This window comes from Rhizobium sp. BT03 (genome assembly GCF_030053155.1).
Classification (GTDB): domain Bacteria; phylum Pseudomonadota; class Alphaproteobacteria; order Rhizobiales; family Rhizobiaceae; genus Rhizobium.
In genome coordinates this window covers 37390-61687 of the sequence record NZ_CP125641.1, presented here as the reverse complement: position 1 = coordinate 61687, position 24298 = coordinate 37390, and the positions used below count along the sequence as shown (strand labels likewise).

21 protein-coding genes are annotated in these 24298 nt (G+C 61.5%); 6 read left to right on the top strand and 15 right to left on the bottom strand.

The window, feature by feature from the left end:
* Nucleotides 1–13 precede the first annotated feature (13 nt).
* From QMO80_RS22145 to QMO80_RS22090, 12 genes are all read right to left on the bottom strand, one after another.
* A complete protein-coding gene (locus tag QMO80_RS22145; RefSeq protein WP_283200575.1) occupies nucleotides 14–1360 on the bottom strand; it encodes an FAD-binding oxidoreductase in 1347 nt (448 codons plus the stop codon).
* Nucleotides 1357–2874, bottom strand: a complete 1518-nt coding sequence (locus tag QMO80_RS22140; RefSeq protein WP_283200574.1) for an aldehyde dehydrogenase — start codon at nucleotides 2872–2874, stop codon at nucleotides 1357–1359. The genes QMO80_RS22145 and QMO80_RS22140 overlap by 4 nt, the downstream gene beginning before the upstream one ends.
* On the bottom strand, nucleotides 2867–3778 hold the full coding sequence (locus tag QMO80_RS22135) for a dihydrodipicolinate synthase family protein (RefSeq protein WP_283200573.1): 912 nt from the start codon (nucleotides 3776–3778) through the stop codon (nucleotides 2867–2869). The genes QMO80_RS22140 and QMO80_RS22135 overlap by 8 nt, the downstream gene beginning before the upstream one ends.
* Entirely contained in the window at nucleotides 3775–4491 is a 717-nt protein-coding gene (locus tag QMO80_RS22130) for a GntR family transcriptional regulator (RefSeq protein WP_283200572.1), read from the bottom strand. The genes QMO80_RS22135 and QMO80_RS22130 overlap by 4 nt, the downstream gene beginning before the upstream one ends.
* Before the next feature lie 327 nt (nucleotides 4492–4818).
* Nucleotides 4819–5391, bottom strand: coding sequence for an S-(hydroxymethyl)glutathione synthase (gfa, locus tag QMO80_RS22125; RefSeq protein WP_283200571.1), 573 nt, complete (start codon nucleotides 5389–5391; stop codon nucleotides 4819–4821).
* A gap of 56 nt (nucleotides 5392–5447) precedes the next feature.
* On the bottom strand, nucleotides 5448–6284 hold the full coding sequence (gene fghA / locus QMO80_RS22120) for an S-formylglutathione hydrolase (protein ID WP_283200570.1): 837 nt from the start codon (nucleotides 6282–6284) through the stop codon (nucleotides 5448–5450).
* Nucleotides 6285–6287: 3 nt separating this feature from the next.
* On the bottom strand, nucleotides 6288–7415 hold the full coding sequence (locus QMO80_RS22115) for an S-(hydroxymethyl)glutathione dehydrogenase/class III alcohol dehydrogenase (protein WP_283200569.1): 1128 nt from the start codon (nucleotides 7413–7415) through the stop codon (nucleotides 6288–6290).
* Nucleotides 7416–7506: 91 nt separating this feature from the next.
* On the bottom strand, nucleotides 7507–8205 hold the full coding sequence (locus tag QMO80_RS22110; protein ID WP_283200568.1) for a dimethylsulfonioproprionate lyase family protein: 699 nt from the start codon (nucleotides 8203–8205) through the stop codon (nucleotides 7507–7509).
* A 15-nt stretch (nucleotides 8206–8220) separates the two neighbouring features.
* Entirely contained in the window at nucleotides 8221–9150 is a 930-nt protein-coding gene (locus tag QMO80_RS22105; RefSeq protein ID WP_283200567.1) for an electron transfer flavoprotein subunit alpha/FixB family protein, read from the bottom strand.
* Nucleotides 9151–9173: 23 nt separating this feature from the next.
* Nucleotides 9174–9935, bottom strand: coding sequence for an electron transfer flavoprotein subunit beta/FixA family protein (locus QMO80_RS22100; protein ID WP_283200566.1), 762 nt, complete (start codon nucleotides 9933–9935; stop codon nucleotides 9174–9176).
* Nucleotides 9936–9967: 32 nt separating this feature from the next.
* Entirely contained in the window at nucleotides 9968–10573 is a 606-nt protein-coding gene (locus QMO80_RS22095; RefSeq protein WP_283200565.1) for a dimethylsulfoniopropionate lyase, read from the bottom strand.
* A 46-nt stretch (nucleotides 10574–10619) separates the two neighbouring features.
* Complete coding sequence (locus tag QMO80_RS22090) at nucleotides 10620–12656, bottom strand: NADH:flavin oxidoreductase (protein WP_283200564.1); 2037 nt, start codon at nucleotides 12654–12656, stop codon at nucleotides 10620–10622.
* A 146-nt stretch (nucleotides 12657–12802) separates the two neighbouring features.
* Here QMO80_RS22090 and QMO80_RS22085 point away from each other — a divergent pair, with 146 nt between their 5' ends.
* From QMO80_RS22085 to QMO80_RS22060, 6 genes are all read left to right on the top strand, one after another.
* Nucleotides 12803–13432 (top strand): TetR/AcrR family transcriptional regulator, encoded by a 630-nt coding sequence (locus tag QMO80_RS22085; protein WP_283200563.1) that lies wholly within the window; start codon nucleotides 12803–12805, stop codon nucleotides 13430–13432.
* Between the two features lie 11 nt (nucleotides 13433–13443).
* On the top strand, nucleotides 13444–14238 hold the full coding sequence (locus tag QMO80_RS22080) for a pyrroline-5-carboxylate reductase (protein ID WP_283200562.1): 795 nt from the start codon (nucleotides 13444–13446) through the stop codon (nucleotides 14236–14238).
* Between the two features lie 67 nt (nucleotides 14239–14305).
* Nucleotides 14306–15307 carry an ABC transporter substrate-binding protein gene (locus tag QMO80_RS22075; RefSeq protein ID WP_283200561.1) on the top strand — a complete coding sequence of 334 codons (1002 nt, stop codon included), beginning with the start codon at nucleotides 14306–14308 and terminating at the stop codon, nucleotides 15305–15307.
* A gap of 95 nt (nucleotides 15308–15402) precedes the next feature.
* A complete protein-coding gene (locus tag QMO80_RS22070; RefSeq protein WP_283200560.1) occupies nucleotides 15403–16290 on the top strand; it encodes a proline/glycine betaine ABC transporter permease in 888 nt (295 codons plus the stop codon).
* On the top strand, nucleotides 16283–17362 hold the full coding sequence (locus QMO80_RS22065; protein ID WP_283200559.1) for a glycine betaine/L-proline ABC transporter ATP-binding protein: 1080 nt from the start codon (nucleotides 16283–16285) through the stop codon (nucleotides 17360–17362). Before QMO80_RS22070 ends, QMO80_RS22065 begins: the two co-directional genes overlap by 8 nt.
* 1309 nt (nucleotides 17363–18671) lie before the next feature.
* On the top strand, nucleotides 18672–19670 hold the full coding sequence (locus QMO80_RS22060; RefSeq protein ID WP_283200558.1) for an AraC family transcriptional regulator: 999 nt from the start codon (nucleotides 18672–18674) through the stop codon (nucleotides 19668–19670).
* A 5-nt stretch (nucleotides 19671–19675) separates the two neighbouring features.
* On the opposite strand, the gene QMO80_RS22055 is transcribed toward QMO80_RS22060, so the two are convergent.
* The 3 genes from QMO80_RS22055 to QMO80_RS22045 form a co-directional block, all read right to left on the bottom strand.
* The gene (locus QMO80_RS22055; protein WP_283200557.1) at nucleotides 19676–19960 is read right to left on the bottom strand and encodes a hypothetical protein; all 285 of its coding nucleotides are present in this window, start codon (nucleotides 19958–19960) and stop codon (nucleotides 19676–19678) included.
* Nucleotides 19957–22254 (bottom strand): FdhF/YdeP family oxidoreductase, encoded by a 2298-nt coding sequence (locus QMO80_RS22050; RefSeq protein WP_283200556.1) that lies wholly within the window; start codon nucleotides 22252–22254, stop codon nucleotides 19957–19959. The genes QMO80_RS22055 and QMO80_RS22050 overlap by 4 nt, the downstream gene beginning before the upstream one ends.
* An 86-nt stretch (nucleotides 22255–22340) precedes the next feature.
* The gene (locus QMO80_RS22045) at nucleotides 22341–24272 is read right to left on the bottom strand and encodes a diguanylate cyclase (protein ID WP_283200555.1); all 1932 of its coding nucleotides are present in this window, start codon (nucleotides 24270–24272) and stop codon (nucleotides 22341–22343) included.
* Between the last annotated feature and the right edge of the window lie 26 nt (nucleotides 24273–24298).

The following is a 24298-nucleotide window of genomic DNA, read 5'->3' as shown; positions in this document are numbered from 1 at the left end:
CGCGGCCGAGGGATCATCCCTCGCGGCCTGCCCGCAATTCCTGAAAGCGGATGACCGAGTTGACGCCGAGCCACGCAATGGGCTCGGGCGGCAGCCTGGTCGGCTCCGGCTGGTTTTTGTATTTCTCAAGCTCCGGGCTGGCGGCGCCGGTCGCGAAGTCGGCCGCCATCATGCCGGCGAAAGTGCTCTTGACGGTGCCGAGACCATTCTCGCAGCAGGCGGAAAAGAGCCCCTCTTCGACCTCGCCGAATGCCGGCACATGGTTTCTGGAGAGGCAGAGCGCGCCCGCCCAGCTATATTCCATCGGCAGGCGCTCCATCCCCGGAAAACGGGCATCGAACGACCGGCGCTGTTCGGCAGCAATTCCGGCGACGCGCTTCTCCGACACTTTCAGGCTCGGGTCATAGGTGAACCTCGTCCTGACGACGATCCTCGAAAGCCCGTCCTTGGTGATCTTGCGCACCGTCGCGCCCATCGGATCGGCCGGCAGCAGCGCCCAGCGATCCACACCGGTGACATCGCCTGCGAATTCGTTCTGCGAAAAGGCCGAGGTCATCGACGCATAGGTGAAGATATGCATCAGCCTTCCGCGGAAATGACCGAAGCTTTGAATATGGCCGTTCACACCGAGAATGACCTTCGGTGCCGAAACGGAGCCGCGGGCGGTCTTCGCCTTCCAGGTCCCGCCTTCACGCGAAAGCTCCAGCACCGGCGAGTGCTCGTGGATGGCAACCTTTGAATAGAGCCCGCGCGCCAGGCCTCTGATATAATCGGCCGGCTGGATCATCACCGCGCCGGGCGTGTAGAGGCCGCCGCGATAATAGTGCGAGCCGGTCATCTCTCGCATCTGGTCGGCATCGAGAACGCGATGCTCCTCGCCGATCTTCTCAAGCGACTTCCTATAATTGTCGTTGAGACCCATTCCCCGCTCGGAGGCCGCGGCATTCACCTTGCCCGAGGGATCGAAGGTTTCCCGGGACAGGCCGTATTCGGCCGCGACATCGGCTGCGAAGGAGATCGCCAGACGGTTCTGCCGGATCTCGTCCTTGGTCGCCGCTTCGTCGGCGACTGAATACTCGCCGGAGGACAGATTGTGCGGCACGTCGATCATAAAGCCGGAATTGCGTCCGGCCGGACCCTTGGCGAGTTCGCGCGCCTCCAGAACGACGATCTTGTCCTCAGGCCGCGTTTGCGAGAGGCGGCGGGCCGCCGACAGGCCGGCAAATCCGCCGCCGATGATCAGCCAGTCGGCGGTAATGTCGTGTTCAAGCGCCGTTACGGGAAAGGCGCGTTCGCTGGTCGCCTCCCATCCCGAAACGCCGGTATCAGTCGGCAGGTGCTTGATCACATGGCGGGTCATCGGATCGTCTCGTCGACGGAGCGTTCCGAAATGTCGATCCAGATGGTCTTGAGCTCGCAGTAATTGTCATGAGCGAAGACCGACTTGTCGCGGCCGCCGAAACCGGACTCCTTGTAGCCGCCGAAGGGGGTCGAGGCATCGCCCTCGCCGAAGCAATTGACGGTGACGAGGCCGGCGCGGATGTCGCGGGACAGCCGGATCGCATTGCGCAGACTGCCGGTATAGATCGACGCGGTCAGGCCGTAATTGGTGTCGTTGGCAAGTGCGGTGGCCTCAGCCAGGTTTTCAAAGGTGGTGACCGAAAGGATCGGTCCGAAAATTTCCTCCTGGAACAGCCGGCTCTTCGGCGTGACGCCGTCGACCACCGTCGGCTCGATGAAGGCCCCTTCAAAAGTTTCGCCGCCATGGGCGAGCGAGAGTTTTTCGGTCTTCACGTCATCTAGGAAGGATTTCACCTTCTCGAAATGGCTCTTGCTGACCAGTGCACCGATGCGGTTTTCCGGGTTCAGCGGGTCACCCGTTTTCCATTCGCGCATATAGGCGCCGATACGCTGCAGCAATTCGTCCTTGATGCTGGCATGGACGATCAGGCGCGACGTGGCCGAGCAGTTCTCGCCCATGTTCCAGAAGGCGCCGTTGACCACCTGCTCGGCGACGAGATCGAGGTCTTCGGCATCCGCCAGCACCACCGCCGGGTTCTTACCGCCGCATTCGAGCACGACCTTCTTGAGGTTCGAGTCCGCGGCGTAACGCAGGAAGCGGCGACCGGTCGGCGTCGAGCCGGTGAAGGCCACCATGTCGACGTCCATGTGCAGGCCGATCGGTTCGCCGACCTCCCGGCCGGAGCCGGTGACGACGTTGAACACGCCAGCCGGAATACCGGCTTCATGGGCAAGCTCGGCGACCCGCAGCGTGGTGAGCGTCGTTTCCTGCGCCGGCTTGACGATGACCGAGCAGCCGGCGGCGAGCGCCGGACCGATCTTCCAGCCCAGCATCAGCAGCGGGAAATTCCACGGCAGCACGCATCCGACGACGCCGATCGGCTCGCGCACCACCATGGCCAACGCATTGGCGCCGACATTGTTGGTGTTGTCGTAGATTTTGTCGATGAGCTCGGCATGCCAGCGGATCGTATGAATGGTATCGGGAACGTCGACCGTCTGGCATTCGCGCACCGGCTTGCCGCTGTCGAGGCTTTCCAGGACGGCGAGCTCGTGCCTGTTCTGCTCCATCAGCTTGGCAAGCTTCAGAAGCACTTCCTTGCGCTCACCCGGCGAGCGGAGCCGCCAGCGCCCGTCTTCGAACGCTTCCTTCGCCTTCTGCACGGCGAAATCGACATCGCTGGAATCGCAGGCTGCGATTTCGGCAAGGACCTCGCCCGTCGCAGGGTTCGTGGTGGTGAAAATCTTGCCGGAATTTGCCGGACGAAATGCGCCGTCGATGAAGGCGTTCGTCGGAAACTGAAGCTCGGCGGCGATCGCCTTGTATTCGGCGGCGGTCAAGGGTTCATGCATGATTGGCTCCCGACGTGATCTGGGCGACCGTGCGCTTCAACGTGGCGACGACGGTCTCAAGGGTTCTTTTCTCTTCGGAGTTCAGTCCGCGCAGCGGCGCCCGCACCGGGCCTGCTTTAAGGCCGATGATCTCGCAGCCGTGCTTGATCGATTGGACGAATTTGCCGCATTCGAGGAAATCCATCAGCGGCAGCATCGCGCTCATGATCGCCCGGCCCTTGTCGAAGTTCTTCTCGACGACGCAGGCCTCGTAGAGGGCGACATGTTCGCGCGGCAGGAAGTTGGAACCGGCGCAGACCCAGCTCTTCGCACCCCAGGCGAAGAATTCGAGCGCCTGGTCGTCCCAGCCGCAGGACAGTGCGATATGCGGAAACTTCCGGGCAAGCCGGTGAAGATTGCCCATGTCGCCGGAGCTTTCCTTGATGGCGATCACGTTCTTCGACTTGCCGACACGGGCGAAATACTCCTCGCCCATCACCACGCCCATGCGGGCCGGGTAATTGTAGAGCATGATCGGCAGGTTGGCGGCGCGATCGACCGTCAGCGCATGGACCGCATTCTCGCGTTCGGTCGGCAGCGCGTAGGGCGGCGACGACACCAGGATTGCATCCGCGCCGATTTCCTTCGCCGATTTGGCGTATTCGACCGAATCTTCGGTGCGCGTGGCGCCGGTGCCGATAATCAGTGGCAGCCGCGCGCCGATGACGTCCTTGGCATAGGCCGCGAGTTCGTAACGTTCCTGGCTGCTCTGGGCGTAATATTCGCCCGTCGAGCCGCCGACGATGATGCCGTGGACGCCCGCCTCGATCAGCGACTCGAGCACGTCGGCAAATCCGGCCCGGTCGATCTGACCATTCCTGTCGAGCGGCGTCACCGCCGGCGTATAGATCCCCTCAAACTTCACGACGACTTCTCCAATACTTGCGTGGCCGGACCGCCGAGGAAGGCGTCCGCTTTCAGGCCTTGCGGAGCGATGAACATCTCCATGTTCTCGCGGGACAATTCCCAGTGTTCGAAAACGAGATCGACGACGGCATTCTCGTCATGAGCGCCGAGCGCTGCGATGAAGCCGTCATGGTGGTCGACCGCCACCTGCAGCCGCCGTTTCATGTCCTCGTTCCTCGGCCGGAAGAACGTGTGACCGATGCGCGCGTGATCGATCAGCAGCCGGCCGAGGCTCGGCTGCAGATAGACGTTGCCCGACATCTCGCCGAAGATCTCGTGAAAGCGATTGTTCTCGAGAACCATCGCCAAGGCGTCCATGTTCTTGCTGGCAGCGCGGAACCGCTCCTGCGTCTGCTTCAGGTCCGCCAGTTGAGCCGGCTTGAAGTTCTGCACCGCGAGACGGCCGATCGCCGCATAGATCATCGGTGCGACGAGAAAGAAATTGCGAAGCGTGGAGTGGTTCATCGGGATGACCCGCGCACCCCTGTTCTCGCGGATATCGATATAACCCTCGCCGGCGAGGCGACGGAAGATATCGCGCACCGGCGTTCGGGAGAGCCCATACCGCTCACTCAAACTGGCCTCATCCAGATCGGCGTCCGGGTCCAGTTCCATCGTCAGAATCTGGCGTTTCAAATCTTCGTAGAGATTGCTCTTCGGTGTCTTCGCCATCGTCGATCTCCGGCCATTTGTTGCTCTACGCCCCGAAGATGGCACGCCTCTTCGGAGGAGTCAATTATTGTGTACTTTACGTACACAATAATTATTCCTGAGATACACAATCTTGCTGCGACGCACCATCTCCGTGCAATGCGACGTCTTTGCAAAAACGCGCATGCGTGATGCCCTGGTGCAGGTGGGATGGTTTCAAAGTGAAAGAGGTTGACGCCGTTGCTGATCCCGTGCGGGTCGCCTGGCGTCGGCGGCGCGCCGCCATTGCGGAGCGTCCGGATGACGGCGGTTGGTCGGGGAGCGCCGCTGCCGGCGCCCCCCGGGGAATTACGCGGCGAGCACGCCGCTCTTCTTGGCGGTCCAGGTGGCGATAGCGTCCATCAGGCCGGGCGAGAGGCAATCATAGGGCTCGAGGCCGGATGCCTTCAGCTGCGCTCTGACGGCGTCCATCTTGGCGGGATCGAAACCGCTTTCGATGATCGACGAGACGAAGGCCGCAAAGCCGGGCTTTGCCCAGCCGCTTTCCTGGAAACGTTCCGGATGGATGAAAGACAATCCCTGGAACGGATGTTCGCGCTCGACCGGACCGTACATATGCACGCCGCACTCTTTGCAGGCGTGCCGCTGGATCAGCGCCGCGGCATCGACGACGGCGAGCTTGTCGCCGTTCTCCAGGACTTCGACGTTGTCGGTCGGCGCCACCGCCACGACCGAGAAGGCAGCACCCTCGGGCTTCCAGCATTTGGTGCAACCGCAGGCGTGATTGTGGGCGATGTCGCCCTTGATCCTGACCTTGACCGGATTGCTCGTGCATTTGCACACCAGCGTCCCGCCTGCAAAACCAGCGTCGGTCGCTCGAAAGCCTGAATCCACCGCCGGATGAATGGCTATGCTGCTCATTGATGCTCTCCTTCCCTCCTTGGCCGTTTGCGTTATGCCCGGCCGAGCCCTCTAAATCAGTTCCCTAGCCTCTGCGCGTGCCAGCGCAGATGGTCGTCCATGAAGGTCGAAATGAAAAAGTAGGAGTGGCCGTAGCCTTCCTGCATGCGCAGCCTGAACGGAATGCCGGCCGCTTCGCAGGCCTGCCGCAGCTCATCGGGACGCAATCCGTCCTCCAGGAAGCTATCCGCCATTCCCTGGTCGACGAACAGTTCCGGGAAACGGTGCCCGTCTTCGATCAGCGAGCAGGCATCATAGGCCCGCCAGGTGTTTTCATCGGCGCCGAGATATTTCCGCAAGGCCGGTTTCGACCAGCCGGAGACCGAGGGATGGCTGATCGGCGCGAAGGCCGAGCAACTGCGGAACCGGTCGGGGTTCTTGAGCGCGATGGTGATGGCGCCATGACCGCCCATCGAGTGACCGAAGATCCCCTGGCGATCCATATCGGCGGGAAATTCGGCGGCGACGAGCTTCGGCAGCTCCTCCGTGATGTAGCTGTACATCCGGTAGTTCGCCGCAAACGGCGGTTCGGTGGCATCGACGTAGAAGCCGGCACCCTTGCCGAACTGCCAGTTGTCGGCTTCGTCGGGAACGTGATCGCCGCGCGGGCTGGTATCCGGGCAGACGATGATCAGACCGAGTTCGGCGGCAAGCCGCCGATACTCGCCCTTGTCCATGACATTGGCATGGGTGCAGGTCAGGCCGGAGAGGTACCACAGAACCGGGCAATTGCCCTCCGCCGCCTGCGGCGGCACGAACACCGCAAAGGTCATGTCGCAGTCGCAGGCCTCCGACCGGTCGATGTAAACGCCCTGGATGCCGCCGTGAGATCTATCTTGTGAGATGGTTTTCATGGCTCAATAGACCACCACGCCGCGGATGCTTTCGCCCTTGTGCATCATGTCGAAGCCCTTGTTGATGTCTTCGAGCGGCATCGTGTGGGTGATCATCGGATCGATCTGGATCTTGCCCTGCATGTACCAGTCGACGATCTTCGGCACGTCGGTACGGCCGCGCGCGCCGCCGAAGGCGGTGCCCATCCAGTTGCGGCCGGTGACCAGCTGGAACGGACGCGTGGAGATCTCCTGGCCGGCGCCGGCCACGCCGATGATGATCGATTTGCCCCAGCCGCGGTGGGAGGCTTCCAGCGCCTGGCGCATCACCTTGGTGTTGCCGGTGCAGTCGAAGGTGTAGTCGGCCCCGCCGATCAGGTCGCCATTGCGCTTGGTCATATTGACGAGATAGGGCACGATGTCGTCGCCGACCTCCTTCGGATTGACGAAATGCGTCATGCCGAACTTCTCGCCCCATTCCTTGCGGTCATTGTTGATGTCGACGCCGATGATCATGTCGGCGCCGGCAAGGCGCAGCCCCTGCAGCACGTTGAGGCCGATGCCGCCGAGACCGAAGACGATGGCGGTGGCGCCGATCTCGACCTTGGCGGTGTTGATCACCGCACCGATGCCGGTGGTGACGCCGCAGCCGATATAGCAGATCTTGTCGAAGGGAGCATCCGGATTGACCTTGGCAAGGGCGATCTCCGGCAGCACGGTGTAATTGGCGAAGGTCGAGCAGCCCATATAGTGGTGGATCTTGTCCTTGCCGATCGAGAAGCGCGAGGTGCCGTCCGGCATCACGCCCTGGCCCTGGGTCGAGCGGATCGCGGTGCAGAGATTGGTCTTGCGGGAAAGGCAGGAATAACATTCGCGGCATTCCGGCGTGTAGAGCGGAATGACGTGGTCGCCCTTCTTGACCGAGGTGACGCCGGGGCCGATATCGACGACGATGCCGGCACCCTCATGGCCGAGGATGGCCGGGAACAGGCCTTCCGGATCGGCGCCCGAGAGCGTGAAGTCGTCGGTGTGGCAGATGCCGGTCGCCTTGACCTCGACCAGCACTTCGCCGGCCCGCGGGCCTTCCAGCTGCACGGTCATCACTTCGAGCGGTTTTCCGGCCTGAACGGCTACGGCGGCGCGAACGTCCATCTTGATATCCTTCCTCTTAAATTGAATTCTGACTGCTACATAATTCGATAGGCTGGCCTCTCACCGGCCTTCGCCGATCGCTGCCATCCCATCAGGTCTCGGGCTCAACCTGGCACCAGACCGCAAGAAGCGGCCTTGCCGTGCATCTTATCGCGAATGATTGCCCCGCATCGTTTGCGAAAACAGTGCCGGTCGCGGCGGAGAACCATTGGGAATTGCCAAGGCAGATCTCTCCGGGCGACAGCAGAATGAAGGCGCGCGGCTGCGTCTGAACATGATCGGGAAACCGGGTGTAGCGATCCATATAGATCACGCCGACCCTGAGATCGGCGCGTTCCTCCATGCCGCCGGGGCCGACCACGACAGCATGAGAATGCGTGTTGCCGAAATTCAGGCTTGCAAACGGACCCGAGCGGCCGCGTCGCCAGAGCAGGCTGTCGGCTAGACTTCCGAATTGGCTGGCGATCGCCTCGTATTTCCGTCCTGATTTTGCAAGATGCTCAATGGCGTCATCCAGCCCTTCGGGCACGCCAGCAAGCGACCCGCCCTCCAGGGGGCGCACCTTGCCGGTTTTGAGCAGCTTCTGCAGAACCTTGCCCGCGACGAAGCTGGCGACAGCAGGGGCGTCGGCCGACAACATCAGCCCGCCGACGTCGTTCAGAAATTCCTGCAGCGGCCGAGGACGCCTTTCCCTGCCGATGTCGTGCAGCCGTATATAGGCCGGCTTTTCCTCATCGTTCAGAAGAAGGTCGGCCCCACGTTTGATTGGACGTCCCACCGCGCGCGCCACGTTCAGTCCCCTCGCTTAGAGCGCCTTTTCCAGTTCCGGCAGGGCCTCGAACAGATCGGCGACGAGGCCGTAGTCGGCAACCTGGAAGATCGGCGCCTCCTCGTCCTTGTTGATGGCGACGATCACCTTACTATCCTTCATGCCGGCCAGGTGCTGGATGGCGCCTGAGATGCCGGCGGCAATATAGAGCTGCGGCGCGACGACCTTGCCGGTCTGGCCGACCTGCCAGTCGTTCGGCGCATAACCGGCATCGACGGCCGCACGGGATGCGCCGACGGCAGCGCCGAGCTTGTCGGCAAGCGGCAGGATGACCTCCCTGAACTTCTCGGCAGAACCGAGCGCCCGGCCGCCGGAGAGGATGATCTTCGCCGAGGTCAGTTCCGGACGGTCGGAGGCCGACAGCGCATCGCCGACGAAACGCGACAGGCCCGGATCGGAGATTGCCGGGATTGCCTCCACCGTTGCCGAGCCGCCTGTCGCGGCGGAAGCAAACGAGGCGGTGCGCACGGTGATGACCTTCTTGGCATCGCTGGCCTGCACCGTCTGGATGGCATTGCCGGCATAGATCGGCCGCTTGAAGGTGTCGGATGAGATCACTTCGATGATCTCCGAGACCTGGGCGACATCGAGCAGGGCTGCGACGCGCGGCAGCACGTTCTTGCCGGTCGAGGTGGCGGCCGAGAGGATGGTGTCATAGGCACCGGCGAGCGACACGATCAGATCGGCAAGCGGTTCGGCCAGATTGTTGGCCAGTTCGTCGCTTTCGGCGAGCAGCACCTTCGCCACACCGGCGAGTTTGGCAGCGGCATCGGCCGCAGCCTTGGCGCCCTTGCCGGCGACGAGAACATGAATGTCGGAGCCGATCTGGGTCGCTGCCGTCAGCGCCTTGGCGGTCTGGTCGGAAAGGCTGACATTGTCGTGGTCGGCCAGAAGAAGAATGGTCATGATGGTGTTCTCTCTTTCCTGCCTTAAAGCACGCCTGCTTCGTTCTTCAATTTGTCGACCAGTTCGGCGACCGACTTGACCTTGACGCCGGCCTTGCGGCCTGACGGTTCCTCGGTCTTCAGCACCTTCAGCCGCGGCGTGGTGGACACGCCGAAATCGGCCGGGCTCTTCTTGTCGAGCGGCTTCTTCTTCGCCTTCATGATGTTCGGCAGCGAGGCATAACGCGGTTCGTTGAGACGCAGATCCGAGGTGATCACCGCCGGCAGCTTGATCTCGATCGTCTGCAGACCGCCATCGACTTCGCGGGTCACGGTTGCCTTGCCCCCAGAACCTGAGGTTTCGATCTCGATCTTCGAGGCGAAGGTCGCCTGGGCGGTGCCGAGCAGGGCCGCCAGCATCTGGCCGGTCTGGTTCGAATCGTCGTCGATCGCCTGCTTGCCGACGATGATCAATCCCGGCTGTTCGGCATCGGCGACCCCCTTGAGGATCTTGGCGACGGCGAGCGGCTCGACCGCATCGTCGGTCTCGACCAGGATTGCCCGGTCGGCACCCATGGCGAGCGCCGTGCGCAGCGTCTCCTCGGCCTTCGCAGGGCCGATCGAGACGACCACCACCTCTTCAGCCTTGCCGGCTTCCTTCAGCCGCAGCGCCTCTTCCACCGAGATCTCGTCGAACGGGTTCATCGACATCTTCACATTGGCAAGCTCGACACCGGAACCATCCGGCTTCACCCGGATCTTCACGTTGTAGTCGACGACGCGCTTGACGGGCACGAGTATCTTCATTTCCAAACCCCTTATTCCTAGAATGCTGACTGTCAGTGCGGCCGTGCGGCAAGCAACGCCCAGAAGGCGAAGAGCGGCGTATCGACCGACCTCATGGCATGTTTGATCCCTGGGACATTATAGAACGATCCGCCGATACCGGGCGAAAACCAATTCTCTTCCCCCTGCCGAAACTCCCCCTCGGAAAGCACCAGATAGACTTCCTCGGGCGCATGGTCGTGATCCGGATAGCGCACATGCGGCGCCATCAACGTCACGCCGAGCCACAGGTCGCTCCGCTCCTCCAATCCTCCCGGGCCGATGATCATGGCATTGGCATGCCCATCGGCAAAATTGTCGCTGGGCGAGTCGTCATACTTGGTGCGCCGACGCCATTCAAGCATTGGCTCGATGCCTTTGAACGCCTCGATCAATTGTGCCAGCGAAGGATCATAGGAGGTATCAACCGCGAGCGCCACATCAAGCTGAGCGCAAACCGGCAACCGGCTTCCCTCCCCCGCACGTGCGGCCCCCGGCTGTTCCAGCGCCGCAAAAAATTGACGGATCGAGCGCCGGGACTCCGGGGCTTTCGCGAACTGATCGAAAGCCAGAGACGCGGTATCCACGAAAAGCTGGAGGCCTTCCTCACGCAAACTCATATCACCCCCCCCGAAATCAGCGGCCGACGCGCGGCCGCTCCTGCGATCATATATCCTTGGCGATGCGCAGACCGTCATAGATGGCGGCATGCGTATTGCGCGCAGCGACAGCATCGCCGATCCGGAACAGCTGGAACTTGCCTTCAGGATTGCGCATGACGGACTGCGGCTCTCCCTGGAGAAGCTGGTCGTGCGACATCTCGCCGAGATTGCTCGAGCTGGGCTTCAGCTCGAAATAGAGTTCGTCGAGCGGAATGGTCCCATGATTGACGACGATCTGGTCGAAGCTGCTCTGTTTGGCGATCCCGCCGTAATCGCTGCCGACATGGGCGACGAGCTGGTTGCCGCTCTTCTCGACGGCTTCCAGGCGGTAGGTGACGGTGAAGGTCACGTCGTGCTTTTGCAGAGAACGCATATAGGGCACCAGGTTCATGGCCATGACTTCGGGCGCGAAAGAGCGATCCGGCGTCATGATCTCGACCTTGGCGCCCGCCTTGGCGAGAAACTCGGCCGCCTGCAGGCCGGCATGGTCGCCGGCATCGTCGAAGATCAGCACGTTGGTTCCAGGCTTCACGTCGCCGGAGATGATGTCCCATGACGAGACCACCAGCTCGTTGCCGCTGGAGAGAACCTCGGTATGCGGCAGGCCGCCGGTGGCGATGATGACGACATCGGGATTCTCTGCCTCGATGGCGTCGGCTTCCGCCCAGCTGTTGAAGTGGAAGGTGACGTCGTATTTCTCGCACTGGCTCATGCGCCAGTCGATGATGCTGATCATCTCCCTGCGGCGCTCGCTCTGGGCGGTGAGCCGGATCTGGCCGCCCGGATTGTTCGCCGCTTCGAAGACGACGACCGTGTGGCCGCGTTCCCCGGCGACGCGCGCCGCTTCCAGGCCGGCCGGACCGGCGCCGACGATGACGACCTTCTTCTTCACATCGGCCTTCGCGACGATATGCGGCATGGTCTGCTCGCGGCCGGTGGCGGCATTGTGGATGCAGTAGGCCGCCCCGCCCTGATAGATGCGGTCGAGACAGTAATTGGCGCCGACGCAGGGACGAATATCGTCTTCGCGCTTTTCGATGATCTTGCGGACGATATGCGGATCGGTCATGTGGGCGCGGGTCATGCCGACCATATCGACTTTGCCGGCCGCAATCGCGTGGCGGGCGGTGGCGACATCGGGGATCTTTGCCGCATGGAAGGTCGGGAAGTCGGTCGCGGCACGGATCTCGCCGGCGAAATCGAGATGCGGCGAATTCGCCATGCCCTGAATCGGGATCACGTCGGTCAGACCGGCGTCGGTATCGATGTGGCCGCGGATCACGTTCAGGTAATCGATGAGGCCGCTCTCCTTCAATCGCTTGGAGATTTCGATGCCTTCGGCCTTGCCGGTGCCGCCGGGAAGACATTCGTCGGCGGTATAGCGCAGACCGAGAATGAAATCGTCGCCCACCCTTTTCCGGATCGCCTTGAACACGTCGAAACAGAAGCGCAGGCGATTGTCGAGCGAGCCGCCATAGGGGCCATCGAGCTCGTTGGTGAGCGGTGACACGAACTGGTCGATCAGGTGACCGTAGGCCTCGAGTTCGACACCGTCCATGCCGCCCGCCTTCATGCGTTCGGCCGCATCGCCGAAGTCCTTGATGATGCGCTCGATATCCCAATCTTCCATCTTCTTCGGGAAGGCGCGGTGCGAAGCCTCGCGATGATGCGAGGGGGCGACGACCGGCAGCCAGTCACCCTTGTCCCAGCGTGTACGCCGGCCGAGATGGGTTAGCTGGATCATGATCGCCGCCCCCTCCTCGTGCACGGCATCGGTCATTTCCCTGATCCAGGGGACGATCTCGTCCTTATAGGCAAGCAGGTTGTTGAAAACCGGCGGGCTATCCCTGGAAACCGCAGCCGAACCCGCCGTCATCGTCAGCGCCACACCGCCCCTTGCCCGCTCCACCGTATAGGCGCGATATTTCTCCTTCGGCATGCCGTCCTCGGGATAGGCCGGCTCGTGCGAGGTCACGATGATACGGTTGCGCAACGTCAGATGCTTGAGCTGGTAAGGCTGAAGGAGAGGATCGTTCGACATGGATCGTGGTTCCGTATTAAAAACGTCGAAGCAGACGCTAAGCATAATGTACACAAGTGTCAATGAAGAAAACATTACAGTCGTTAGTTTCGACACTCATGTACATTTTTCTTGCGCGCCGCTTCATAATTTGTTAGGAGACATCCATGGATCAGGCTTTGAACGACACTGGCTGGCGCGGTTCGCAGGAGGGATGGCTGGAAGCAGCTTACCACTCACTTCTGGAGTCGGGCGTGGATTCGGTGAAAATTCTGCCGCTGGCGAAAAAGCTCAATCTCTCGCGTACGAGTTTTTACTGGTTCTTCAAGGATCGGGAGGAATTGTTGAGCGCGCTCGTGGCGCTGTGGCGCGACAAAAACACCGGCAATATCGTCAAGCGGTCCGAAGCCTATGCGGAATCGCTTGCCGAGGCGATGCTCAACGTCTTCGATTGCTGGCTCGACAACGATCTGTTCGACGCCAAGTTCGAGTTTGCGGTTCGCAGCTGGGCGCTGCAGTCCGACGAACTTCTCGCCGAGGTCCAACAGGCCGATCAGATCCGCCTGGAGGCGCTCAAGCGCATGTTCATGCGGTTCGGGCTACCAGAAACGACATCAGATGTCAGAGCGCGAACAACTTACCTCGTGCAGATCGGCTATATCTCCATGCAGGCCAAGGAGGAACTTGCCGTCCGCATGAAACGGATTCCCGAATATATCGCGATCTATACCGGTGAAGTGCCGCAGCAAAGGGAGCTCGATCGCTTCTTCTCGCGGCATGGCCATAGGCCGGATTAGGGAAGGCCGAGATGAGCGTTTCCTTGAGGATTGGTATTATTGGCGGCGGCGGCTGGCTTGGCGGAGCGATCGCCGGCTCGATGCTTGACGCCGGCCTGGTCGAACCTCGGAATCTCTCCCTCTCCTATCGCAGTGAGCAGCCGGCCCGGTTCCCGAATGCTTTCTGGACGGCCGATAATCAGGCGCTTGCTGACCGCTCGGATGTGATCCTGCTTTCGGTCCGTCCCGATGATTGGCATCCCCTTGATATCGATGCCTCCGGCAAGCTCGTCATTTCAGTCATGGCCGGCATCCGGCTGGCCGCCCTTTCGAAGCGTCACAAGACCAGCCGCGTTGTCCGCGCCTTGCCGAACGCCGCCGCCGAAGTGGCAAAATCCTATACGCCCTGGATCGGCGCGCGTGACGTAACGGAAAGCGACCGCGAGATCGTCCGCGCCATTTTCAAAGCCTGCGGGTCGGAGGACGAGGTCGCAAGGGAAAGCGATATCGATTACCTCACCGGCCTTTCCGGGTCCGGCCCGGCATTCCCGGCACTGCTTGCAGCCGCCATGATGCGCGATGCCGTCGCCCGCGGTCTGCCGGCGGAGATTGCACGGCGCGCCGTCAATATGGTGATGTCTGGCGCCGGCCGACTGCTGGAAAGCCGGGACGAATCTCCTGACGACGTGGTTCGGACCTTTCTCGGCTATCGCGGCACGACTGCGGCAGCCATCGAAGGCATGCGCGCCGCCGGGTTCGACGCTTCGGTCGCCGAAGGATTGTCGGCGGCATTCAAGAAATCGGTGAGTATGGGAGACGCTTCCTGACAACGGTTGGGGCGGGTACTGCGGCACCCCGCTCGGCAAGATCAGCCGCTAAACAGAGGGAACGAGAATGAAGAGACTACTTGCAACAACATGTTTGACGTTCGGCCTGCTCGGCGGCGCGTCTTTCGCCAGCGCCGCCGAATGCGGCAGCGTGACCATCGCCAGCATGAACTGGCAGAGCGCCGAAGTTCTCTCCAACCTGGACAAGTTCATCCTGAACGAAGGTTATGGCTGCAGCGCCGACATCACCGTCGGCGATACCGTCCCGACCATCACCTCCATGGCCGAAAAGGGCCAGCCGGATATCGCGCCGGAAGCCTGGATCGACCTGCTGCCGGATGTCGTCAAGAAGGGAACGGAAGAAGGCCGCATCGTCCAGGTCGGCTCGCCGCTGCCGGATGGCGGCGTTCAGGGCTGGTGGATTCCGAAATATCTCGCCGACGCCCATCCCGACATCAAGACCATCGGCGACGTGCTGAAGCATCCGGAACTCTTCCCCGATCCCGAGGATCCGAAGAAGGGCGCCATCGTCAACGGCCCGCAGGGCTGGGGCGGCACCGTCGTCACCTCGCAGCTCTACAAGGCCTTTGAAGCCGAGAAGGCGGGCTTCACGCTCGTTGACACCGGCTCTGCCGCCGGCCTCGACGGTTCGATCGCCAAGGCCTACGAACGCAAGGAAGGCTGGGCCGGCTATTACTGGGCGCCGACCGCGCTGCTCGGCAAGTATCAGATGGTCAAGCTCGAAGCCGGCGTGCCGGAGGATTCAGCCGAATGGAAGCGCTGCATCACCGTCGCCGACTGCCCCGATCCGAAGCCCGCTGCATGGCCGGTCGACCACGTCGTAACCCTGGTTGCCAAGCCCTTCTCGGAAAAGGTCGGGCCTGAAGTCATGGACTACCTGGCCAAGCGCTCCTGGAGCAACGACACGGTCAACAAGCTGATGTCGTGGATGACCGACAACCAGGCGACCGGCGAAGACGGCGCCAAGCACTTCCTGAAAGAAAACAAGGACATCTGGACCAAGTGGGTTTCGCCTGAGGCGGCCACGAAGATCGAAGCTGCCCTTTAACACTGACTATCGCGGTGCGCCAAAAGCGCACCGCTTCTCACTCGCCGATAAAAACAAAAAGACTGCCGCGGCTCTTTGAAGAAAAGGGGAACCGAATGGAATGGTTTTATAAGTTTCCACATATGGATGACGACGCGCTTCGCAATCTGAAGAAGGCGATCGATGACGGCTTTCGCGGATTTACCCGCGCCTATGGCGACGGCATCGAAACCCTCTTCGTGCCGCTGCAGCACTTCCTCATCGCCGCCGAGCGTTTCATGACCCAGACGCCATGGCCGATCATCACCCTGATCGTCCTTGCCATCGCCTGGTTTGCCAGCCGCAGCCTGAAGATCGTCGTCGGCTGTCTGGTGACGCTGATGCTGATCGGCTATTTCGACATGTGGGACGACACGATGCGGACGGTCTCGATGATCTTCGTCTGCACGATCCTGTCCATCGCCATCGGCATTCCAATGGGCATCCTGATGGCCCGCTCCGACCGGCTGCAGCGCGTCGTCAATCCGATCCTCGACGTCATGCAGACGATGCCGAGCTTCGTCTACCTCATTCCCGTCGTCATGCTGCTTGGCATCGGCAAGGTGCCCGGCCTGATCGCCGTCGTCATCTACGCCATCCCGCCGATGATCCGCCTGACCGATCTCGGCATCCGGCTCGTCGACAAGGACGTGCTCGAAGCCGCCGACGCCTTCGGGACCTCGCGATCGCAGAAGCTCTTCAAGGTGCAGCTACCGCTGGCGCTGCCCACCATCATGGCCGGCATCAACCAAACGATCATGATGGCACTCGCCATGGTGGTCATCGCCTCGATGATCGGCGTCCAGGGCCTCGGCCAGCCGGTGCTGAAAGCGATCGCCAACCAGTATTTCACGCTGGGTATCTTCAATGGTCTTGCCATCGTCGGCATCGCCATCATCTTCGACCGAGTCAGCCAGGCTTATGGCAAAAGGCTCCAGAAGCATCGGGAGACCGTCCATGGCTGAGCAGCATTTCGGCGGCATAAAGATCCGCCACCTCTACAAGATCTTCGGCCCCAACCCCGCCGCCCATGTCGAGGCGGTTCAGAAGGGACTGTCGAAGACCGAGCTCAACGAAAAGCACGGTCATGTGCTCGGCCTCAGGGATATCAATGTCGAGATCCCCTCCGGCCGCATCCAGGTCGTCATGGGCCTGTCGGGTTCGGGCAAATCGACGCTGATCCGCCACATCAACCGGCTGATCGATCCGACCGCCGGCGAAGTGCTGGTCGACGGCGTCGATGTGGTGAAGATGAACGAGACCGAGTTGCGGGCGTTTCGCCGGCACCAGACGGCGATGGTGTTTCAGAAGTTCGCGCTGCTGCCGCACCGCAATGTGCTCGACAACACCATCTTCGGTCTCGAAGTGCAGGGCATGGAGCGGGCGAAAGCCGTCGACGTCGCCATGCGCTGGCTGGAGCGGGTAGGGCTCAAGGGCTTCGAGCAGCGCTACCCCAACCAGCTCTCCGGCGGCATGCAGCAGCGCGTCGGCCTGGCCAGAGCGCTTTCCAACGACGCCCCGGTGCTGCTGATGGACGAGGCCTATTCGGCGCTCGATCCGTTGATCCGCACCGACATGCAGACGGTGCTTCTCGACATCCAGAAAGAGATCAAGAAAACCATCGTCTTCATCACCCACGATCTGGACGAGGCGCTGCGGCTCGGCGACCAGATCGCCATCCTGCGCGACGGCGAGGTCATCCAGCAGGGCACCAGCCAGGACATCGTGCTGCGCCCGGCCGACGACTACATCGCCAATTTCGTCAAGGAGGTCAATCGCGGCAGGGTCATCCATGTCGAGGCTGTTATGACGCCGCTGCACTCCGGTGCGGCACCGGTCGGACTGGCGATTGCGGCAGGAACGACCGTCGAAGAGGCCGTCCGCATGCTGTCATCGGCGCCTGATGGCGATGCCAGGGTGGTCTCGCCCTCAGGGGAAACCCTCGGGCTCGTCACCTTCCGTCAGCTCGCAAGTGCGATGGTCAACTCGCAAGAGACGGCTCCCCAGCACGACAGCGCCCTGTCGGTCGCCCTCTGAAGCTCCTGGAGCATGATGCCGAAAAGTGTAAGCGGTTTTCTTATGACATCATACTCTAACCTTAATTTAGAACAGGATTCAGATTTTAGGCCCGACCGGGCCTAAAATCATTCCGTTCCAATGCCGCCGTCTTTCCGTTTCGCTGGCGACACCGAGCCGGCCGCCGCCGGACCGTGAAGGCGCTTGAAGTCAAATGGCGTCCGGAGGACTGCCCGATTACAACACCGGCTGGGTGGGGAATTGCGCTCGCAGCGTATCGATGTCATAGAGATCGGAGACTGCGGCCCTGCGCCGGGCGCCCTATGCCTTCTATGAAGGTGGGCGGGTGGAGCAGTGACGCCGCCGGAGCACTCCCGCTGCGTTGTAAGCAAGCTCGTCCTGCGTGCCAAACGAGACATTCAAGTCTCTATCCACTTTGCGCAAGCTGCGGCGTGAACATGCCTCCTGCCAGCGTTTTCCTATACATTTTGCGCAAACTTAGTCCAGACTGCGTCGCGAAAAGCTCCGGGGCCGACTTTATCGGAGGCCGGCAATTGCTCGATGGCCACGGAGCAATAAGATGATTCTCGACCAAGGCCATGATGGTTTGCGGTCCTCAAGCCAAACCCGTTCATCCATCACCCCCAAAAAGGATGGAAGGGACCGTACATACGCACCCCATCCCGTGCGTATGCCTGCATGCCTGTCTGCCTGCCGAAGGCTATAAGCGGTCCACTATGAACCTTCGGCAGGCGACTGCGCCGATCCCGGATCGGGATATTCTCCACATCTTCAGATGACGATGCCCATCTCGGCAAGGTCGCCGTGTTGAGCCTTTCGTGGCATCACGGATACACCCCATAAATTTGCCCCTCTGCGTAATCGTTTCATCACCGATCGCCGGTGGCGCGAACGCTTGCCTATTGTTGCGAGTTCTGCCAGTTCCTGCCCTCAGGTTGCGAAAACCGATGGGATGGGGACTGTCGATAATGCATTCAATGGGTCGGTTTTTTTGACGCCTGCAACGCCCGAATTCGGCGGCCTTTATCGGCTTGCGCAAAGTGCTGATCCCACTGCCGATACCGCGCGGAGATCGACCTGCTCCGCCGCTGCCTGCTGCGCTCCAGGCCTCGATCGGCTAGGATATAGCCAAGTTTCGCCCATTAATCCTGCCCGCAAGCACTGACTGGCGGGGAGATGATGATCATGACTATCGGCAGGGCCGAAAGAGGTACGCACATCAATCCGGCAGCCCGGAGCGCGCGTCGCGACGGGAGCGAACAATTGAGAAGGGCAGGTCATCGCCGCCACACTGAACAGGGGGAACAGCATGTCCGAAAATAGTCCTCAGCCATTCTCGTTCCGGTTTCGCGGTTCGTCCTTCGACAACATGGTCGAAACGCTCGGGGGTGCTTTCGGCGCATTCGATGCCGAGCCTGTCGGCCGCGCCCAGGAATTTCACTGGGGGCTGGATTTTTCCGCCAGTGACAGTGCTGTCCTGCTCACCGGCTATCACGAGGCGGAGTTTCAGTTCAACATCGAGCCGACCGCCGATACGGCGGAATATCTGTCGGTTGTCGTGCCGCGCAGCGGCGGCATGGGGGTGACGTATGGATCCCGCGTCGCCGAGGCGGGGCAAGGAAAATTGCTTCTCTATAATAATTTCGAACCGGACAGCGTCATCATGCACGGCCAGTCGAACGTCATCGACGAATTGCTGATCAACTGGTCGGTGATCCTCCAGACGATCGGCCAGACGTTCGAAATACCGTTCAGCGGCTCTCTCGATCTGCTGCCGGAACTGGATCTGTCGACGCCGGTCGGCCGGACGATCGGCAACCTGACGGAGACGATTGCCATCGGCATGCGCGACGACGGCCCCTTGCTGCAATCACCGATCGCCATGGCGCATATGACCCAGGCGCTGGCCGATCTTGTCGTGCGCATGGTGCCGAACCGGCTGTCGCATTTCCTCGACAAGGGGCCCGCCCTGATCGCTCCCCGGCACGTCCGCAAGGCGATCGATTTCATGCAGGCCAATATCGATCAGCCGATCACCATGCCGAAGGTCGCCGAAGCCGCCGGCGTCTCCAGCCGGGCGCTCGAAACCGGTTTTCGCGCCTTCAGAGGCACTTCACCCGCCGCCTATCTGCTGACGCTCCGCTTGCGCTCGGCGCGGCAGGACCTTCTCGATCCCGAGAGCAGGGAGACCATGAAAGGGATCTGCCTCAAATGGGGCTTCTTCCATTTCGGAAGGTTTTCAGCGGTCTATAAATCGACCTATGGGGAATATCCTTCCGACACCAGGAAGCGCGTCTGCCTTATATAGCAGGGTTACGGCGAAGAAGACGGCGGCAATATGTAGTGCACTCTCATCGTCTTCTGATCCCGCTTGACGATCTCAAGCATGCCTTCGCGCTCCGCCAGCGCGTTGATTTCCCGCAGCACGAGGGAGTGGGCGATCCCGAGCTTGCGCGCAAAGGCGCGGCTGTCACGCGCAATTTCGAGTTTGGCGGCAACGAGGAGAGCCGCCTGTATGGCCGTCAGGCTGCTGTCCCTCTCTTGCACAGCAGCCACGAGGGCGAGAAATCGATCGAGCTCGGGCGGCTCTTCGCTCACGTGGCGCTTCGCCCGCGCAACGACACCATGATCGATTTCGAGGTGGGTGTATCGCTTTCCTTGCCGGCGCTGCCGAGCGGCACCAGCACGTTCAGCTCGGGATAATAGCCGGCGATGCTGCCCCTCGGAATGTCATAGGGCACCAGACGGAAATCCCCGGCGATGCGCTCGATACCGTCATCATGCTCGCCGACCACGTCGATGCGGTCGCCGGCCTCGGCATTCATCGCCTTCAGATCGTCGGGATGAATGAAAATGACCTGCCGCTCTCCGTAGACGCCGCGATATCGGTCATCGAGACCATAGACCGTGGTATTGTATTGATCGTGCGATCGGAATGTCTGCAGGGCGAAGCGACCTCCCTCGGCCTTTCGCGCACGCTGATGCACCGTCTCGTCAGGAAGCGCCTCGGACGAGAATGACGCCTTGCCCGCCGGCGTATGCCACTCCCGATGGCTTGCCGCATTGCGCAGGTGGAAACCGCGCGGCTTGCGCAGACGCGCATTGTAGTTTTCGAAGTCCGGAATGGTCGCCTCGATATGATCGCGGATGAGGTCGTAGTCGTCGGCGAGTTCCGCCCAATCGACCACCGTCGAACCGACCGTCGCTTCCGCAATGCCGGCAATGATGGCGACTTCCGAAAGAAGATGCGGCGAGGCCGGGCGATTGATGCCGGCGGATCCATGCACCATGCTCATCGAATCCTCGACGCTGACGAGCTGGGAATTGCCGGCTTCGTTCAGGTCCATCTCGGTGCGTCCGAGGCAGGGCAGGATGAAGGCCGCCTCGCCGGGCATGAGATGCGAATGGTTGGGTTTGGTCGCGATGTTCACTGTCAGTTTCAGCTGCCGAAGCGCCTTTTCGACAAGGGCGCTGTCGGGTGTGGCGCGGGCGAAATTGCCGCCGAGCCCGATAAAAGCCTCGGCCGAGCCGTCGAGCATCGCGCCGATCGCCGCCAGAACATTGTGGCCATGCTCGCGCGGAACGGCGAAGCGGAAGTGTTGTTCCAGCGCATCGAGGAAATCGTCCGCCGGCTTTTCGTTGATGCCGACGGTGCGGTCGCCCTGCACGTTGGAATGGCCGCGCACCGGGCAAAGGCCGGCGCCGGATTTGCCGATATTGCCGCGCAGGAACATGAAATTGGCGATCTCGCGGATCGTCGCGACCGAATGCAGATGCTGGGTGACGCCCATCGCCCAGGTGCAGATGACGCGTTCGGCGGTGATATAAACATCCGCCGCCCGTTCGATCTCTTGCCGGCTCAGTCCCGACTGGTCCTCGATCTCAGCCCAGCCTGTGGCCTCGACCGCTGCCCGATACGCCTGAAAATCCGCGCAATGTTCGGTGAGAAATGCATGATCGAGAACGGAGGGCAGACCGGCGGCGACCGCTCTGTCCTCCGCGGCCAGCACGGCCTTGGCCATGCCCCGCACCGCGGCCATGTCGCCGCCGAGTTGCGGCTGCAGATAAAGGCTGGCGATATCGGTCGACCCGCCGCGCAGCATCTCGATCTTGTCCTGCGGATCGGAGAAGCGCTCCAGGCCGCGCTCGCGGATCGGATTGAAGACGACGACGCGCGCGCCGCGGATCGCAGCGCGGCGCAGGTCGCCGAGCATTCTCGGATGGTTGGTGCCCGGGTTCTGCCCGATCACGAAGATCGCGTCGGCCTCTTCGAAATCCTCCAGAAGCACCGTGCCCTTGCCGACACCAACGGCCTGGCGCATGGCGATGCCGCTCGCTTCATGGCACATGTTGGAGCAATCGGGAAAATTATTGGTGCCGTAGACGCGCACGAACAGCTGGTAGAGGAAGGCGGCTTCGTTGCTGGCTCGGCCCGACGTGTAGAATTCCGCCCGGTTGGGGGTATCGAGGCCCTTCAGGATGCCGCCGATCTCGGAAAAGGCATCCTCCCACGAAACCGGCAGATAGCGATCGCTCGCCGCGTCGTAACGCATCGGATGTGTCAGGCGGCCGTTGAGTTCGAGTTCATAATCCGTCAGCCGGCGAAGCTCAGACACCGTATTCTCGGCGAAGAAGGCGGGCGTTGCCCGCTTCTCCGTCGCCTCCCAGGCGACAGCCTTCACGCCGTTCTCACAGAATTCGAACGACGATCCGTGTTCCGGATCGCCCCAGGCACAGCCCGGGCAATCGAAACCGTCCGGCTGGTTTGCCTTCAGCATGGTGCGCGCGCCCGAGAGGGGCATGCCGCTTTGCAGCAATTGCTTGCCACAGCTCTTCAAAGCGCCCCAGCCGCCGGCGGCCGCCGATTTCTTACCAATGAATTTTTTGTCCATGCGCCCTTATTGTCGAAGCGCGGAAAACATCAAGGCCGCAGGCGCGATGGTTTGATAGAAAAAACCTATCGAAGCAGGAGTTCGATTTAACCGGCTTCTTTCATGGCAGGCCGTTCCCCGTTGGGCGAATGAGCCAGAATGCGATTGCGGCCTTGTGTCTTGGCGTCATAGAGCGCCGCGTCGGCCTCGGTCAGCAGGCGGTTCGGGTTGGTCCGCAGGACGGCGCCCGTGGCGCAGGATACGCCGATGCTCGCCGTCACCCGGGCGAATTCGCTGCCGGAATGCGCGATATTCTCCTTGGCCAGGCGCCGCGCGAATTGCTCGGCGACGATCATTGCCCCTTTGGCGCTGGTGTCGGGGAGGAACACCACGAACTCCTCGCCGCCGTAGCGCGCAACGATATCCGCCGGCCGGCTTACGGATTGGCGCAGACACTTGCTGACGACCCGCAGGCATTGGTCGCCGGCGGGATGACCATAGGTATCGTTATAGGCCTTGAAGCGGTCGATATCGACCATCAGCAGGCTGAACGGCGTATTTTTCCGGGCGCTGCCCGCGGTCTCGCGGGCGAAAGCCTCGTCGAAGGCGCGGCGGTTGACCATGCCGGTGAGGCCATCGGTCTCGGCAAGGCTTTTCAGCTGCTCAGCCGACAATCTGAGCGCGATTTCCGCCTGCTTCGTCGCGGTGATGTCGGAGACGACGGCCATCGCCGTGCCGTCTTCGGCAAGCCTTGTCCGGATGCTGCGCCAGTCGCCGTTATGAAGTTGAACCTCTTCGTCCTTGTTGCTGTGCAGGGAAGCAGCGGCGGCCTTGATCCACTCTTCCACGTCCCCTTCCGGGATACCGGGCCGCTCGCCGGTTTCGACGACGCGGCGCAGGATGTCGCTGATATGGGCGCCGACCACGCGGGCCTCTCCGGAGAGCGGAAAGGCATGACGATACTGATCGTTGCAGAAGATGAGAAAACCCTTGCCGTCGTACATGGCGATGCCATCGGACATGCCGGCCATCGCATGCGACAGCAGGTTCTTGCTTTCGCGCAATTCCCGCTCCAGGGCGGTGCGTTCCGTCACATCGCGCGTTACGCCGGCAAGGCCGATCACCCGCCCCTGCTTGTCCCGCAGCGGCACTTTGGAGGCGAGCAGGAATCTGCCTTCGATATATTCGGTGGAATCGATCAGCGGCACCCCGGTGTCTATGACCTGCTGCTCGAGATAATAGAGTTCCTCGGCGAGCGGCCGCGACATCAGATTGAAATCCGACAATCCGGTCATCTCCGCCGTCGTCCTGAAACGGAAGAGGCGGGTCATGTTTTCATTGACGGTGATGAACCGGCTGTTCCGGTCCTTCACATAGAGATAATCGGGCGACTGCGAAAATGCGGTCACCAATATGCTTCGCTCCAGCTCCCATTGCTGGGTCTTCAGCAGAACGAAACCACCCAGAACGGTCGCCAGGCAATTCAATGCGGTCAGGGGAAAACCGACGCCGGCGAGCACATGCGCATTCACCAGGGTGGGAAGCAAAGCCATCGACAGGACCAGCACGACGCCAAGCGCGAGGCTGAGCAGCGCAACGTCCATGAGCTCCGGAGATCTTTTGCGGGTCCAGAAATGACCGGCCAGACCAATGCCGGTCGCGAGGGCCATGGTGATGATCCCGTCGACCATCGCCGCGCCGCCGACGGCAAAACGAAAGGCGATCGCCAGCAATGCGGCAAAGGCCGCGGCGATCGGCCCCCCGAACATGCCGGCCAATGCAAGCGGCGAAAAACGCAGGTCGATATAGATGCCGGGGTGGAATTCAATGGCCAGCAATATGGATCCGACGGAGGCGCCGCCCGCTATGATTCCGAAGGCGATTTTTTCCTGCCGGAAGGATCGGCGCTGAAACTGAATCGAAAAAAGCGCCCAGAGCGAAATGGCCAGGCACACGAAAGAAAGGTTGCCACCGAATTGCGTCCAATTGCCATTCACCGCGCTGGATCCACCTTCCAATACATGTAACGAACTCATCATAGCCGAAACTGGTTTGAGCTTGGTTA